This window comes from bacterium SCSIO 12741 (genome assembly GCA_024398055.1).
Classification (GTDB): domain Bacteria; phylum Bacteroidota; class Bacteroidia; order Flavobacteriales_G; family Salibacteraceae; genus SCSIO-12741.
The window spans coordinates 2,228,306-2,243,747 of the sequence record CP073749.1; the positions used below are offsets into that span (position 1 = coordinate 2,228,306).

The 15,442-nt window shown below is 45.0% G+C and carries 14 protein-coding genes; 2 read left to right on the top strand and 12 right to left on the bottom strand.

Features of this window, described 5'->3' with window-relative positions; all coding sequences use genetic code 11:
- On the top strand, positions 1-1,599 hold the full coding sequence (locus tag KFE98_09350) for a hypothetical protein (protein UTW64324.1): 1,599 nt from the start codon (positions 1-3) through the stop codon (positions 1,597-1,599).
- Here KFE98_09350 and KFE98_09355 read toward each other — a convergent pair.
- Entirely contained in the window at positions 1,589-2,311 is a 723-nt protein-coding gene (locus KFE98_09355) for a toxin-antitoxin system YwqK family antitoxin (protein UTW64325.1), read from the bottom strand. The two genes, KFE98_09350 and KFE98_09355, sit on opposite strands and share 11 nt — an antisense overlap.
- Before the next feature lie 165 nt (positions 2,312-2,476).
- Here KFE98_09355 and KFE98_09360 point away from each other — a divergent pair, with 165 nt between their 5' ends.
- A complete protein-coding gene (locus KFE98_09360; GenBank protein UTW64326.1) occupies positions 2,477-4,006 on the top strand; it encodes a PKD domain-containing protein in 1,530 nt (509 codons plus the stop codon).
- A 79-nt stretch (positions 4,007-4,085) separates the two neighbouring features.
- Here the strand turns inward: KFE98_09360 and KFE98_09365 are convergent, their stop codons facing one another.
- From KFE98_09365 to KFE98_09415, 11 genes are all read right to left on the bottom strand, one after another.
- Complete coding sequence (locus KFE98_09365; GenBank protein UTW64327.1) at positions 4,086-4,766, bottom strand: hypothetical protein; 681 nt, start codon at positions 4,764-4,766, stop codon at positions 4,086-4,088.
- A 22-nt stretch (positions 4,767-4,788) separates the two neighbouring features.
- A complete protein-coding gene (locus KFE98_09370; GenBank protein ID UTW64328.1) occupies positions 4,789-5,598 on the bottom strand; it encodes a hypothetical protein in 810 nt (269 codons plus the stop codon).
- Between the two features lie 191 nt (positions 5,599-5,789).
- Positions 5,790-6,560 carry a hypothetical protein gene (locus KFE98_09375; GenBank protein ID UTW64329.1) on the bottom strand — a complete coding sequence of 257 codons (771 nt, stop codon included), beginning with the start codon at positions 6,558-6,560 and terminating at the stop codon, positions 5,790-5,792.
- 53 nt (positions 6,561-6,613) lie between these two features.
- Positions 6,614-7,240 (bottom strand): hypothetical protein, encoded by a 627-nt coding sequence (locus tag KFE98_09380; protein UTW64330.1) that lies wholly within the window; start codon positions 7,238-7,240, stop codon positions 6,614-6,616.
- Between the two features lie 59 nt (positions 7,241-7,299).
- A complete protein-coding gene (locus tag KFE98_09385; GenBank protein UTW64331.1) occupies positions 7,300-7,749 on the bottom strand; it encodes a GatB/YqeY domain-containing protein in 450 nt (149 codons plus the stop codon).
- Positions 7,750-7,751: 2 nt separating this feature from the next.
- Entirely contained in the window at positions 7,752-9,518 is a 1,767-nt protein-coding gene (gene ftsZ / locus KFE98_09390) for a cell division protein FtsZ (GenBank protein UTW64332.1), read from the bottom strand.
- Positions 9,519-9,540: 22 nt separating this feature from the next.
- Entirely contained in the window at positions 9,541-10,926 is a 1,386-nt protein-coding gene (gene ftsA, locus KFE98_09395) for a cell division protein FtsA (protein UTW64333.1), read from the bottom strand.
- A 4-nt stretch (positions 10,927-10,930) separates the two neighbouring features.
- Entirely contained in the window at positions 10,931-11,797 is an 867-nt protein-coding gene (locus KFE98_09400; protein ID UTW64334.1) for a hypothetical protein, read from the bottom strand.
- Positions 11,794-13,164, bottom strand: a complete 1,371-nt coding sequence (locus KFE98_09405; GenBank protein UTW64335.1) for a UDP-N-acetylmuramate--L-alanine ligase — start codon at positions 13,162-13,164, stop codon at positions 11,794-11,796. The genes KFE98_09400 and KFE98_09405 overlap by 4 nt, the downstream gene beginning before the upstream one ends.
- A 1-nt stretch (position 13,165) precedes the next feature.
- Complete coding sequence (gene murG / locus KFE98_09410) at positions 13,166-14,269, bottom strand: undecaprenyldiphospho-muramoylpentapeptide beta-N-acetylglucosaminyltransferase (GenBank protein ID UTW64336.1); 1,104 nt, start codon at positions 14,267-14,269, stop codon at positions 13,166-13,168.
- Entirely contained in the window at positions 14,256-15,428 is a 1,173-nt protein-coding gene (locus KFE98_09415) for an FtsW/RodA/SpoVE family cell cycle protein (GenBank protein ID UTW64337.1), read from the bottom strand. The genes murG and KFE98_09415 overlap by 14 nt, the downstream gene beginning before the upstream one ends.
- Between the last annotated feature and the right edge of the window lie 14 nt (positions 15,429-15,442).

Here is a 15,442-nt window from a genome sequence, read left to right on the forward strand (position 1 = left end):
ATGAAAAAACCAACGACAAACCGACTCCTACCGGTTGCCCTGTTTCTTGTACTAACCGGATTGATATGGCCATGGTCATCCAAGGCTGGTGATGAACTTTTGGTGGAGTTTGAAGAACTTACCTTCAATTCCATCGGAGAAAAGAACGTGTTTACCCGCATCGATAACGATGAGGAAGTAGACTGGCTGGAAGTGTTTGTTTATGCCACCCGATCGAGTAGTAAAGGGGTTTACCTTGAAATCAAAAGGGAGGTACGTGATCATCTGGCCACCTTGGAGTCTCGCCACAAGCTTTCCAAGAAGAAGCCGGCTAAGAAGGTGGCTACGGTGTATGATTACGTCAACGACAATTTGTTATCGAAGTACGAATTGCACAATGAGTTTACCGAAATCTTTGGCGAGGGAAAATTCAATTGTGTTTCAGGTACTGCTTTATATGCGATTCTATTTGAACGATTAGGAATGAAAACCTCCATTCTGGAACAACCTAATCATGTTTACCTAATCGTACTTCCAGAAACGGAGGCTATCGAAGTAGAATCCACCAATCGACTTTCTGGATTGTCTTATTACGATCAGCAAGACGTTGCCGCATTTGTAGAGAACCTTGTTAAGTTTAAGTATGAGCCGGAAGAATCGCTTGAAACGGAATCTTATAATGAGCTTTTTGAGCGATACTATTTCCGCGATAAGGGAATCACCATTCAGGAACTGGCGGGCATACAGTATGGTAATGTAGCCAACTACAACTACCGCAAAGGAGATTTTAAGGAAGCATTGAACTACTACCGGAAAGCCTGGTACCTGTACCCAAGTTTTCGTTTTCAGGTGATGATTTACGATTGCCTGGCCAAACAGGTAAAACCCGAACGATACAAAAAAGGAAGCAAGCGATACCTCAACGATTTGGTTACCCTGGCCAACCATGGCCCTAAAGACAGCGAGGTATATCTGGAATACGTTTATACCCATCTGGGTGATCAGCTGACCATTGAAGAAACCCGTATGGAGGAATTCGATACCCTTTCTCAAAATCTTCTGAGAAGATTAACCGACTTGGAAATGGTAGAAAGTACCACCTTTTTCTACTACCTCTTCAAAGCGAACTATGCCTTAGAAGATCTATCCTATTCCCCTGAGATTGAACAGATGGTTTACGATGCCTACAAAATGAGGCCGGAAAATCGATTTGTTCAAGACTTGGCCTTTAACTTAGTGGTACAGCAAATTACCGATGCTCGCCGGGCAGATAGCGCTCTGGCCATTGTGGAAAGAGCTAACGAGCATTTTTCGCACTTTGAGGAAAGTAACCGGTATCAGATCCTGGAGTGTGGGGTAATGCTTTTTGTGGCCTTGGAACACTATCGTTACCAAAAAGGATCTTTGGGCGAGGAGTATTTGAAAAAATTTGAAGCTTATCCCGAAAGTGTGCTGAAGGAAATTAATGGCGAGTTGATCGATGAAACCTATGGTGAAGCGGCTTCTTACTATTTCAAGCGGGGGCAAAAAACGCGATCCAGGCAAGTTGTAGAAAGGGGGTTAAAGGTAAACCCCGACAGCTATGAGCTTAAGACGCGGTTACGAATGCTTAGTTATTGACGGCTAAGTTGTACTCCTTTTCCAGTACGTAATAGTTTCGCGATCGGGTTTTTACTTTGACCACTACCTGCATCGTTTCCATCAGAAAGCCGCCCCGGGGAACAAACCGTTCAAATTTGGCCTTCTTTGAGCCCAGCCATTGGTCTTCATAGTTTTCCGTAAGAAACCCATCCTCGTCCAAAAAACCACGGTAAAAATCCATGTCCTTAAACTTCTTGTCCAGTTTGAAAGTAACGAGAACCTGACCATCTAATGCGGCCGTATTATCCTCTTCTACCACAATCTTTGGAATTTTCTTTTTCAGCTTGCCCTCCCGGGTATACTCTTTCAATCCTTTTCCGGGTCGACCTTGCTTCCAGGGCATTTCTGATAGGAGAGCTCCGGTTTCGTAATACTTCCTTTCAATGCCGTGCATCACTCCTTCCAGGTACTCAACTTCTTGATACACCTTGCCATTTTCATAATAATGGCGGAACGGCCCTTCTTTTACATTGTTTTTGTAGTTGTATTCAACCTTCACCTTTCCGTCTGGGTAAAAGTTTTGAGCAAGTCCATGTCGCTTACCATCCTTGTAGTTTACCTTGGAGTAGAGCTTCCCTTCTCTAAAGGTTTCATACACCCCGTTACGTGGTTTTTTGCTCTTTTCAGGTTTGCCTTGTTCCTCGCAGGATAGCAGGAAAAGGGGAATAATAATCCATAAGAGGTGTTTCATGGCGACGTATTTGGTAGTTAAGTCAAATGTAGGAAATCCAGCTTGAGCGCGCTCGTGGGGATGAGTTAAGAAGAATTGAATAGGCTGTAATTAGCTGTGTAATATGAGGTTAGCTTTTTGCTATATTTGGTAGAACTATCGGATATTTCTCAAATTCTGTTTGCTATGAAAAAGCTAATACCCTTTCTTGTAGCCAGCCTTTTATTCAACCTGCCACTAATTGGTCAAAATACATCAGCCGACTTAGACGGCACCGACGGCCGTATCGTGGTGGATTCAACTAACTTCTCTTTTACCCGACTTTCAGCTGCCTCCTTCACCATGTGGGTGAATGCAGATTGGAGTTCCGGAAACAACTACCTGCTCGACTTTGCCGAGGGCGGAGGATATGCCAATGGAACCAATGGCATGCGTTTTTTATTGGGTGAGTTTCAAAATCAAATTCGCCTATACACCTATTACAATCAAAACAATACCCAGCCGGTATCTACGGGTAGTATTGCTGCCACGGCCAATGAGTGGATTCATGTGGCGGCCGTTATCGAAGCGGGTCGAACGGTGGGAACTACTACGACCTACAACATCACGCTGTATGTGAATGGTCAGGCTGAAGGTCAGGGGACCAAGGGCATTACGGACGCCAACGCTGCTTTAAGGGACCTGCACCTTAATGCAGGAAGTAATTTACGCCTGGGCTGTCGATGGAATCAGCAAAACAATTCCTTTCTGGATGGTGCCTTAGACAATGTTATGATCTACGACCGGGCCTTGTCGGCTGCGGAAGTAATGGACATGGCCTGCAATGGTTCTGGTCCTACCAATGGCCGGGTGATCTATTACAATTTCAATGAAGGTGCTGGAACCAAGGCCTTCGATTTGTCAGGCGGTGGCCATGATGGAAACCTGATGGGAGGATATTCCTGGTCAGCTGGTGTATTTAATGGATTCGGATCTCAAACCCCGACGGCCGCGTGGAATGAAAATACACAAGCCCCTTCTTTGGTTGTTCAGTTTCAAAATCAAACGCAGGGCGCAGCGGGACATCTGTGGAAATTTGGAGATGGAGATTCTTCCACTCAAACCAATCCAAGACACACCTATGCGACAGAAGGTACCTACAATGTTTGCCTTACCTCCGAAAATGTTTGTGGTAATGCTTCTTCGCCCACCTGCAAAGACATCAATGTGGATTGCCCAAAAGCGGTTTCTGCCTTTATCTATACAGTAGAGGATCGAAAGGTGGTATTTGAAGCAGATACGAACGGAATCCAGAATTTCACCTGGACATTTAGTGATGGTACACAAGATATCACTGGGCCAGATAAGGGAACGGCCTCCAAAATTTTTGGGGTCTATGGTTCTTATGAGGTTTGCTTGTATGTGAGCAGTCCTTGTGGTGTAGATACCCTTTGCGAAATGATTCCCGTTTTTGCCAGTGGAATCGATGAAAGCCGGCTTGAGGCATCCTGGAAAATTTACCCGAACCCTTCCAGTGGAATGGTTTATGTGTCCACTACAACGCCATTCGAAAAAGGCTTGATTGTACGCGATATTAGCGGTCGGGTGGTATTTGAGACCTTAGAATTGATTGATGCCGAATATGGCCTTGATTTGAGCGCTCTCGAGGCAGGAATCTATTACATCGAAGGATTGACCGAAAACCACATCAGTCGAAAGCAGTGGGTTAAGGAATAGGATCTAAAAAAATGAGTTGAAAAAGCCGCATAGATATGTACTGTGCGGCTTTTTTATTTTAGGGATGAGGTTTAGTAGATTACCTCGTTTCATAGGTAAAGTCGATTTGCGTTATAGACGGATCTCTCTCGTCTCCTCGGGATGTATAGATTCTGGTTACAAAACTGTTTTCATCAAATTCATATCGGTACCTCGTTGGACGACTACCGCGGTATGCCATACCTGATTTTCCACTATAAGAGACTAGATTGTGGCCGATGGCATTAAACAAAGGGTTGGTATTGACCGCAGCGGTGTAATCACTAAATTCATGACGGTGGTAATTTGTATTAGCGTTATCTATCACAATTTTAATTAGAATGACATTTTGGTGGTCGTAGGTATAGGTCGCTGTATGGTTTCCAGGACCGGAAATATTCCTATGTCCGTAGTGATTTTCCCTGTACAAGGTTTTCGTGGAACGAGCAAGCCTTGTGCCGTCATAGAAGTAACGATATTCCCAAAAGAGACAATCAACGCTGTCACAATACATAGTGTCGTCAAAGTTTTCGTAAATCTTGTTTTCAAAAAACGATTGATGCAAGGTGTCTCTTTTCCCCCCGTTTGTGCGTATTGCAAATAGAGGTTTCCGATTTCCATCGAGCACAAAGTGATACTGTTGGAAGTAATCTGGGTTTATCCCCTCATCCGAATCCTTTTTACAGGATGAAAAAAACAGGGTAGTTAGGAAAATTCCTAGAATAAATAGGGATGGTCTCATACAGAGGGTTTATCCCTCTAATTTACTTAAAAGTATAAGACAAATCGCATCGGGTTATCGATCGGGTGCCAGTGCTTTTTTGTTCTGTGGTAATATATACGTGGGTAACGTAGCCTTGGGTATTCATTCTATAGCTGTATTCCTTAGTAATGGCATGACGCGACCCTCCGCCTTCGAAGTAGTTGCTTTTTACCAGATTTGGACTTTGCCCTTCAAACAAGATGTTGGTATTGAACTTGGCTGTCAAATCGGAGTAGGTAAAACCATAGACGATGGGGTTGGTCTGATCTTTTGTCTTGGTGATGCGGAGCAATTGATCGCCTTCGTATTCATAGGTGGAAATGGTTTCTGGAGAAGCATTTTTTCTTTCTCCCTGCGGAGTATAGAGATAGGTTCCATGTGAGTAACTAAGGATCCGGCCATTGTCATAATTCATCCAGGCTTCTTCAATCAGGCATCCCGTTGAGTCACAGGATAGGGTGTCCTTCAGTTGTTGATGTTCCCCTTGAGCGTTGAGTAGGTAGGAGCTCATTATCGTATCGGAGTCGTTAGAAAGGTTCCAGGTGAACTGCTCGTCCTTTCCCTTGAAGTATTGAAAGCGATCGGTCTTGCCGTCTTTGGTGTGTTCCATAGCCACCCGATCCAAGTCTGTATTCAAAGTGATGTGGTAGGTTTCAATTTCATCGGGTGTAACTTCCGATTGTTTGGGTTCTTCTACTGGGGTAGGTTCATCTTTTTTGCAAGAATAAATGCTGAGGGTCGCCAGGACAAGAAAGGTGTAAAAAATGGCTTTTGGTGAAGGAAGGACAACGGGAGAGGATTGGATATTCATCAGAAGGGCTTATCAAATATTTGAATGCGCGATAATAGCTCCTAACCCACAAAAAAATCCCCTTCCAATATTAAGTTTAGTTCAATTCCATGCGAACTTAATTCGAGATAACCTCAAAAGAGCTGACAGGGATTAGATTACTATCTGAACTCCAAGTTGAAGATTGAATGTTGAAGATTGGATATTGAAAACTACTCAAACGTATAGCTGATGTTGTACTGAACAATGTTTCTGATTCCTGTGCCAACGTGGATTCGGGTATCGGTCATTTGGGTAACCAAGGATTGGCTGTTCAGTTGATAACTATAACTGCGGTTTGTGGAATAACGCGATCCGCCGCCGTCGTAGGACGAAGTCTTGACCAAATATTCTCCGGTTCCACCAAACAAGGAATTGGTATTGTATTTGGCTGTTAGCGTGGAGTAGGTGTAAGTGGTTGATATTGGATCAGTACCATCTGTGGAATGGCTCACTTTTATAAGCTGATCGTTAGAGTAGGTATAGGTAGAAACTGTCTCAGGGCCAGCTTTTTCACGCTCACCATTTGGTTTATAGAGGTACCTGCCATTAATCGTATTTTGTAATCTGTTGTTTTTGTAATGGGCCCATTGTTCTTCCAGAATACAGCCATTGGAATCGCAAGACAAGGTGTCTTTGGATTGAAGGTGTTCTCCATCGGCCATGTGCTCTCTTACTGTTTTGGTGGTGTCCCCATTTGATTCAATCTTCCAGGTATAGACATTATTTCCGTCTTTGGTGTACCAGTATTTTTCTACTTGATTGCCTTTGGTGTACTCCATCGCCACCCGCTCGAATTGGGCATTTAGTGTAATGTGATAACTCTCAATGGCATCTGGAGGAACGGTTGTTTGAGGCTCCACCATAAGTGGGTCGTCTTCCTTTTTGCAGCCAAATAATACCAGTAGGGCGGCAAGAAAGGTGAAGGTAAAAAGTCGACTCATGAGTTTTGAATGAGGATGCAATGCTAAATACGTATGACCCGGGTTTGGGTTGGCTATTGTCCGGCTTTGGCCTTTTTCAGAAAGTAAGCCTTCATTTTAATAAAAGACTCATGCGGATTGTCTTCCACCGATGCATCGGCCAGCCAGGTGGGAATGGATCCTCCAGTGGTTGCTCTTCCTTCTTGAAACACTTCCACCGTTTCAGCATCAATTTGGGTAATTCGCCAAAAACCTTCCGACCGCGGTATTCTCACGTAGTCATCCTTTTTTGGAATGTAATGCGGTATTGCTGTGTAGTACAAAAATTGGTTGCCAGCGGTGTCTTCCGAATGGACAAATTTTACCACTATGTCACGATCATCTACTGGCCATGGAGCTTCGTAAACGTTATAGATGATAAACTCTTTTTGCTGAGACTGATGTAGAAGTTTCGATTCCTTACAGCTCTTCATCCAATCCGTTCGATTATCCCATTCCATCAAAAAAGCCATGACCGAATCTGCTTGGGCCGGGAAGCGGGTTACCGCCCGATAGGCTCTGAGGGGCCATCCAGGAGCATCTTTGGTATATACCTGTACTCCGTTGCTCTTTTTTTGAAGAGTCCATTTCTCCTGAGCTTTCGTGGAAAATCCCCAAAGCAACAGAAAAATTAGGGCGGATGTAGCTGAAAATGAGCGCATAAAAAAATCGGTTATGAAAATAAATATTCATAACCGATTGGGAAAGGATAAATAATAGATTAACTCAGCATCTTTCTAACGAGCTGCGATACAAGTTTATTGTCTGCTTTGCCAGAAAATTTTTTAGTGGCCATTCCCATCACTTTTCCCATGTCTTTCATGGAGCTTGCTCCGGTTTCGGCGATGATGCTTTTGAGTCCTTCTTCAACCTCTTCTTCCGAGAGTTGTTCAGGCATGTATTTTTCAATGACTTTTACTTGAGCCAACTCTACATCGGCCAGGTCTTGACGGTTTTGGCCCAGGTAGGCTTCTGCTGCCTCATTGCGCTGCTTGATCAGTCGTTGAATAACTTGGATTCCGGCTTCTTCAGAAACCTCGTTATTTGCGCCTTTTTCAGTGGCGGCCAGCAACAAAGCTGATTTTACAGCACGAAGAGCGTCGAGTTTTTCACGCTCTTTGGCCTTCATGGCATCTTTAATGTCTGCGTTTACTTGTTCGGCAAGAGTCATTATTAGTCTACGTTATCGTGTAAGAATGAATTGTTAGAACGGAGTTCGGTTTTCTTTTTTCCTTCTTCGTCTTCTGATTCGGAAAGGGTAAAACGAGAAACCTGAGACTCAGAAGAGTGAGAAACATCATCCAATTCTACGGAACGACGCTTAAATGCAGGCTCACTTTCCAAAGAGGCGATTCCCGATGGCGTTTTCAGCTGCATGCTCAAGTTTCTCAATCGAGCCATTCTTTCCTGGGCTACCTTGTGTCTCTCTTCTGGAGAAAGGTTAGACTCTTCCTCTTTAGGAGCAGGAGCAGGTGCCGGAGGCTGTTCAGCTACAACGGGCTCTTCCTTTTTAATCTCAATTTCGATACGTTCTGGTTTGTCGCCAGCCAATTCCTGGTCCGGAGACTTGAGTTCCGGTTCCAGGGAGTAGCTTTTCGTTTCGGCGATGTCTTCCTGAGGCTCTTCCTGGGTGAATGAAGTAAAAGACTCAGGAGTTGTTGGGGCAGGGACCTCGTCCTCTAATTGATGACGAATAATATCCTTGGGCTCCGAAGGCGTTTCAATGGTTCTGTCTTCGGGCTCTATTGTCTTTTGTATCGCTGGGCCTGATTTAAGTACAGGTTCCAGGTTTTCAGTTTCATTTTTTTCAGGAGCAGGCGTCTGTTGTTGTGATGATGAAGCATCAAAAATACTTGCCTGAGTGGCCTGTGGGCGCTGTGGTTGCGATGGAATAGGACGAGTCAATTCAGTTTTGATGTCGTCATCCAGGCGATTAATACGCGTTCTGGGTTCTTCCTGGATAATCTGAGTTTCTCCTGAAGCATGGGTAAAACCAGTAGCGATAATCGTAATGTTGATCTCGTGATCTTCCAGTCTTTCGTCCAAACCGTGTCCCCAGATAACTTCCGCTTCCATTCCCGCTTCGTCTTCGATGAAATCGGTGATTTCGGTGATTTCATCCATCAGAATCTCACCTTTACCATAGGTAATGTTCAACAGTACATGAGCGGCACCTTTGATGTCGTTTTCGCTCAATAGAGGTGAGTTCAATGCATGTTCAACAGCTACCTGAGCACGGTCTTCTCCAGTGGCTCTTGCCGATCCCATAACGGCTACACCACTGTTGGTCATAACCGTTTTCACATCGTTGAAATCCACGTTTATTTTACCGGTATTGGTAATGGCCTCGGCAATTCCTTTAGCGGCCGTGGTCAATACGCTATCCGCTTCTTCAAAGGCATTGTCCAGGGTAAGGTTCCCGAACATCTCACGAAGTTTGTCGTTGTTGATTACCAAAAGGGTATCTACATTATCACGCATGTTTTTGATCCCTTCATCGGCTCTTCTGCGACGTTTCTTTCCTTCAAATGAGAAAGGCATGGTTACAATACCAACGGTCAATACGCCCATTTCACGAGCCGCTTGAGCGATTACTGGAGCAGCACCTGTTCCGGTACCTCCACCCATTCCGGCGGTAATGAAAATCATCTTGGTGGTTTCACCCAACAATCCTTTGATCTCATCAATGCTTTCAATGGCCGCATTTTCACCCACACTCGACTTCGAACCAGCTCCCAATCCCGAGGTTAAGCTGGAACCCAGCTGTACCTTTACGGGGACAGGGCTAATGTCAAGAGCCTGTTGATCGGTGTTGCATACCATAAAATCAACGTCCTTAATTCCTTGGCGGTACATGTGGTTTACCGCGTTGCTTCCGCCGCCACCTACACCGATGACCTTAATAATGGAGAATTGTTCTTTGGGCAAATCAAACTTCATGATCTACAATTTATATGCGTGATTAATCTTCGTCTTCTTCTAAAAATTTACGAGTGCTGCTGATCAGCCTCTTCAAAAATCCCTCCTGGTTAGGAGTATCCAAATCGTTGGCCGTGTACGAGGTTTCAGCCTCTTCTTCAACCAACTCTTCTTCTTGTTGCTGTTGCTGCTCCTGCATCTTTTGCTCCATTTGCTGCATGAGCAAATCGCTGTTGATTTTGGAAGCGCTTTCCTGAGCCAACTTCTGCTGGAAGTCGATGTATTCGTAGCCTTTCAATACCAGTCCAACACCGGTTGAGAATGTAGGGCTTGTAATTTCTTCGGTTCCTGAAGCCAGGTGCTCAGCTGGATATCCAATTCGGGTATCCATTCCAGTAGTAAATTCGAAAAGCTGAGTAATGTGGCGCAATTGTGAACCACCACCGGTTACCACGATTCCAGCAATCAAGCGATTTTCGTAGCCTGAGTTTCTAATTTCGTAGTACACCTGCTCAATGATTTCGGTCATTCGAGCTTCGATAATTCGAGCCAGGTTTTTAACCGATATTTCTTTGGCGGGACGTCCTCTCAAACCAGGAATGGAAACGATTTCTTTTTCCAGATTTTCGCTGGCCAGGGCTGAACCGAATTTTACTTTCAGTAGCTCGGCTTGCTTGCGAATGATGGAACACCCTTCTTTAATGTCTTCGCTAATGATGTTGCCTCCAAAAGGAATTACCGCCGAGTGACGAATAATGCTCTCCTGAAAAATGGCCAGGTCGGTAGTACCACCTCCGATGTCTACCAGGGCTACACCCGCTTCTTTTTCATCTTCGTGAAGTACGGCTTCTGCAGATGCCAGTGGCTCAAGGGTGATGTCGAGCACCTTAAGGCCTGCCTTCTCCACACACTTAACGATGTTTTTTACAGCAGCTACCTGAGCAATGATCACGTGGAAGTTAGCTTCCAAACGACCACCCGACATACCAATTGGGTTCACAATACCTTGCTCGTTGTCTACAATGTACTCCTGAGGAATTACGTCAATAATCTCCTCACCAGGTTGCATCACGAGCTTAAACATATCGCCACGTAGCGATTCCACGTCTTTGCGTGTAATTTCATCTTCGTAGCTATCGCGAATTTTCACGCCGCGGTGCTGGATGCTTCGGATGTGTTGTCCGGCAATTCCCACATTCACTTCTTGTACAGAAACTCCTGAGCGCTCTTCAGCCTGGCGAATGGCTTCTTTGATAGCCTCTACTGTTGGGGTAATGTGGGTTACTACTCCACGACTTACTCCGGGAGATGGGGCTTTTCCCATGCCCAAAACTTCCAGCTTTCCGTGCTCGTTTTTCCGTCCGATCAAGGCAGCAATTTTGGTAGTACCAATATCTAATCCAACAACGTAATCCGTAGTAAGTGACATAAATTTATCGTTTAGTGCAAACAACCTGATTCTTGTATTTCAAATTCAGGGTTGAATATTCATTCCAACCCGTTTTACTCAAACCCTGCTGGTAAAACAGCAAGAGCTTGTCGAATTTTTCTTCCAACCGATTGGCCTTGCCCAGCAAGATGCTGTGGTTGCCAACTCTGGGTTGTAGTTCAAATTCTCCGTTATCGTTTACATACACCTGAGATATCTGGGCTTTCCAGAATGGGTTTTGGTGAATGTAGAGGGCGAGGTCAAACAACTCTTTGAGCTGAGTGGCCCCTGGTAATTCTTCTTTTTGTACTTCCAGCTGTGCAATAAGCGATGTGTTCTGAACAGCGGTCGTGTTGCTTTGTCTGAAAATCCGGCTCAAATCATTTTCCAGATCCTCCAGGCGATTTACCGTGGAGAAGGGAATGTTGATCGATCCGTTGGCAATCAATACCCGGGCGGCAAACTGGTGGGAGAGTGGCATCAAACTTCCGTACTGATCCAGGTAAAAGCTTTCGTTTTGATCGTTGTAGATGCGGATGATTGGGGTGCGCTCGGTGATGTTTACCACAATCTTTCCATCGATGCTTGTAAATACTTCAGCGGTTTCTACCGATGATTTATTGCGCAAAAGCTGCTCTAAATGTTGAATGTCGATGTCATTCATCAGGTGGCCAGTAGTAGCGTAACCCTGATTGGTAAACAGGTTTTGAACGTCCTTCTCGGTAATGAAACCCGATTCGTCTGCCTGTTCAATATGGATTTCCAGGGAGCTTGTTTCCTGCAAATCTTTTTTCTTTTCAGCAAAGCCCAGTAGCAAGGCAATCCCTCCGAGAAGGCCAACCCATGTCAATATGTCTACCAGTTTCTTCACTCTGCTGTGATTTCTAATAAATTGTCTCTTAGAGGATTGGCGAGTTCACCGATGTCACCTGCCCCTAAGGTCATTAGTATTTGTAAATTTTTGTTTTTAAAGAAGTCTTTCGCTAAAAGCGCATCCTTTTTTACTAACTTTTTGTTTTTGATAACTATGCGGTCCAAAAGCATCTGGGAATCCACGCCAGGTAAGGGTTTTTCGCGTGCCGGATAGATGTCCAACAGGAATATTTCATCCAATAGGGAGAGGGATTCGGCGAAGCCATCTGCAAAATCGCGAGTCCTTGAAAATAGGTGGGGTTGAAAGATTCCGGTAATGGATTTTCCCGGAAACAACTCACGGGTGGCCTCAATTACGGCTCTCAATTCTTCGGGGTGATGCGCATAGTCATCAATGTAGATCAAGTCCTCCTGATGAATCTTGTACTCATACCTTCTAAAAATGCCTTTGAAGGCAGCGAGGCCTTGGCGACACTGCTCGGGTGATACACCTGCTTCAAGGGCTGCAGCTACCGCAGCACAAGCGTTTTCTACGTTGTGTCTTCCTGGAAAAGAGAGTCTAAAGTCGGTGTAGACTTGCCCCTTAATTTCCAAATCAAAATGAGAATGGCCTTGTTCGCTTTTTAGATTGATGGCCTGGATGTTAGCGTCTTTTTTTGAGCTGTATATTACCGGTTTACCCGGACCTTCCAGAGGAATGGTTACCCGGTCGTTGATGATCAGTTTCCCATCTCGATCAATTTGATGGGTAAAGGTTTTGAAGGTTTCGTGCAGATCTTGTTCAGAGGAGTATATATCCAAGTGATCCGCGTCTACTGAGGTAATGGTTCCGATTTTGGGGTAGAGCTGCAAAAACGAGCGGTCGTACTCATCAGCTTCAACTACCGTCCATTCGGCATTTTCATCAAGTAGTAGGTTGGTGTTGTAGTTGAGTGAGATTCCACCTAAAAACGCGGCACAACGAACGCCGGCATGCTTGAGTAGGTGAGCCGTCATGGTGGAAACGGTTGTTTTGCCATGGGTTCCGGCCACGGCAATTGTGGGTGATTTTCGGGTAATCATTCCCAGTACTTCCGACCGTTTGTACAAGGGAATCCCTTTCTCCTGAAAATAATGAAGAAGTGGATTGTCGGCGGGTACAGCTGGGGTTCGTACCACGAAATCGGGCAGTTCATCATTTACCTGTGGAGTGTGGTCAAAGGTGACGGAAATGCCTTCCGATTCAAGTCCTCTTGTAACGGGCGAGGGAGTTTTGTCATAACCTCCAACGGCGTATCCCAGTTGATGGAAATACCGGGCCAGGGAAGACATTCCGATGCCTCCAATACCCACAAAATAGATACGACGGACTTGACTTAAATCCATATTAATGTTTCATCAATTGAATGACTTCATCTGCGATCAAATCGGCTGAATTGGGCAGTCCAAGTCGGGTAATGTTTTCGGTTAGTTTCTGTAATTCGGTGTCGGAGTCAAGCAATCGGGTTGCTTCTGACCAAAGGCGATCTGGAGCTTCCGCATTTTTTACGATGACGGTGGCGTCATGTTGAGCCAGGGCCACGGCATTTTTGGTTTGATGATCTTCTGCAGCGCTTGGTAGCGGAACAAGAATGCAAGGTTTTCCGGTTAAGCACAATTCGGAAACAGCAATAGCTCCGGCTCTGGATATAACGAGATCTGCCGCTGCATAAGCCAAGTCCATTCTTCGAATAAATTCATGAACCCGAATCGATTCGCTGCTCAGTTTATCTACTGCTGCTTTTACTCCAGGATAGGAAATTTTTCCGGTTTGCCATACCAATTGGTAGGGGCTGTCATTGATTTCGTTGAGGCTCAGAAGCAGGCTGTCATTAACCGCCTTGGCTCCTAAACTTCCACCAATGATGAGTAGTGTTTTTTTGTTTGGATCGAGTTGGAAAAATTCCTGTGCTTCTTCTTTTTTGCCAGCTATGTCAATAACTTCTGAGCGAACGGGATTTCCAGTTAAAACCAGTTTTTCGGCAGGAAAAAAGCCGTCCATATTTTCAAAGGCTACGCATACCTTACTTACGGATTTGCCCAAAATCTTATTGGTGACTCCCGCATAGGAGTTTTGCTCTTGGATAAGGGTAGGGATTTTGAGCTTGGAGGCAACTCTCAAAACCGGACCTGAGGCATAACCACCGGTTCCAATAACCACATCGGGATTGAATTTTTTGACGATTTTGCGGGCGTCGAGTATACTCTGGATAACCTTAAAAGGAAACATGAGATTGCGTAGACTCAGATTTCGCTGAAACCCACTGATCCACAATCCTTCAATTGGGTAACCGGCTTGAGGAACTTTTTCCATTTCCATTTTGCCCTGGGCGCCAACGAAGAGAATGTCTGGATCATCCAGCTTTTCTTTGAGGGAATCTGCAATGGCGATAGCCGGAAAGATGTGACCTCCAGTTCCTCCTCCAGAAATGATGATTTTAGGCGATGGCATAATCGTCTATTTCTATTTTTTTCTTGCTTTCCAATTCTATTCCCCGACTCACGCTTAAAATCACACCAATGCTGATGCAGGTGAACCAGGTGGAAGTTCCTCCCATACTCACAAGGGGCAGGGGCTGACCGGTAACCGGTAAGAGATTGACGGCAACGGCCATGTTGATCATGGCCTGAAAGACCAGTAGAAAACTCAAGCCAAGTGCCAGCAGTTGCGGAAAAGGTTTGTCGGTTCGTCCAGCCATTCTAAGGGTTCGGAAAAACAGGATGAGGTACAAGGCGAGTATAAATACTCCTCCGATCAGTCCGTATTCTTCCAAAACAATGGCGTAGATAAAATCGGAGTATGGGTGAGGTAGGAAGTTTCGCTGAGAGCTATTTCCAGGTCCTACACCAATGGGGCCACCCAGTGCCACGGCTACCTTGGCCTGATTGGACTGGTAGTCGGCATTTGGGTCATTCTCACCATCCGAGAAATTTTCAATCCGAGAAATCCAGGTTTCCAATCGGGGGAATACTTCCGGGAAGGATTTGGCGAGTAGAAACGCAAAGGCAATGACTACTATACCAGCGGGTATCAAGGATAGAAAATGCTTGAACGGAACGCCTCCCATAAACATCAAAACCAGGCAGCAGGTAAATAATACGGCGGCTGTACTGAAGTTAGCAGGCAGTATCAGCGCGCACACAATGCCAACGGGAATGATGATAGGTAAAAAGCCTTCTTTGAATTTGTTGAGTACCTCTTTCTTGATCCAAATCATGCGGGCTACATACATGATTAGGGCCAGCTTGGCGAGGTCAGATGTTTGAAAGGATTGATTGATAATTGGAATTGTTAGCCACCTACTTGCGTTGTTTAGGTTTGTTCCAATCATCAGAGTAAGAAGCAGTAAGGGTATACTGAGGTAGAGCAGCAGCTGGGCGATACGCGAAAAGTAGGAGTACTTCATTTTGTGCGTAACGTACATCAGTACAAATCCTAACCCTAAAAACAGGCCATGTCTAAAGAGGTAATAAAAGGTATTACCACCATGGTGTTTGTAGGCGAGGGTAACAATGGAGCTATACACCAAAAGAAGGCTGAATACGGCCAGAATGAGCGCAATCAACCAAATGGCGCGATCTCCTTTGAAATATTTGAGTGCTTCTTTCAAGTTCCTCCTGTTCT

Bases quoted from the DNA above. Each gene is read 5' to 3' on its own strand.
- KFE98_09350 (UTW64324.1), top strand. From the start codon at position 1: ATGAAAAAACCAACGACAAACCGACTCCTACCGGTTGCCCTGTTTCTT.
- KFE98_09355 (UTW64325.1), bottom strand. From the start codon at position 2,311: ATGAAACACCTCTTATGGATTATTATTCCCCTTTTCCTGCTATCCTGC.
- KFE98_09360 (UTW64326.1), top strand. From the start codon at position 2,477: ATGAAAAAGCTAATACCCTTTCTTGTAGCCAGCCTTTTATTCAACCTG.
- KFE98_09365 (UTW64327.1), bottom strand. From the start codon at position 4,766: ATGAGACCATCCCTATTTATTCTAGGAATTTTCCTAACTACCCTGTTT.
- KFE98_09370 (UTW64328.1), bottom strand. From the start codon at position 5,598: ATGAATATCCAATCCTCTCCCGTTGTCCTTCCTTCACCAAAAGCCATT.
- KFE98_09375 (UTW64329.1), bottom strand. From the start codon at position 6,560: ATGAGTCGACTTTTTACCTTCACCTTTCTTGCCGCCCTACTGGTATTA.
- KFE98_09380 (UTW64330.1), bottom strand. From the start codon at position 7,240: ATGCGCTCATTTTCAGCTACATCCGCCCTAATTTTTCTGTTGCTTTGG.
- KFE98_09385 (UTW64331.1), bottom strand. From the start codon at position 7,749: ATGACTCTTGCCGAACAAGTAAACGCAGACATTAAAGATGCCATGAAG.
- ftsZ (UTW64332.1), bottom strand. From the start codon at position 9,518: ATGAAGTTTGATTTGCCCAAAGAACAATTCTCCATTATTAAGGTCATC.
- ftsA (UTW64333.1), bottom strand. From the start codon at position 10,926: ATGTCACTTACTACGGATTACGTTGTTGGATTAGATATTGGTACTACC.
- KFE98_09405 (UTW64335.1), bottom strand. From the start codon at position 13,164: ATGGATTTAAGTCAAGTCCGTCGTATCTATTTTGTGGGTATTGGAGGC.
- murG (UTW64336.1), bottom strand. From the start codon at position 14,269: ATGCCATCGCCTAAAATCATCATTTCTGGAGGAGGAACTGGAGGTCAC.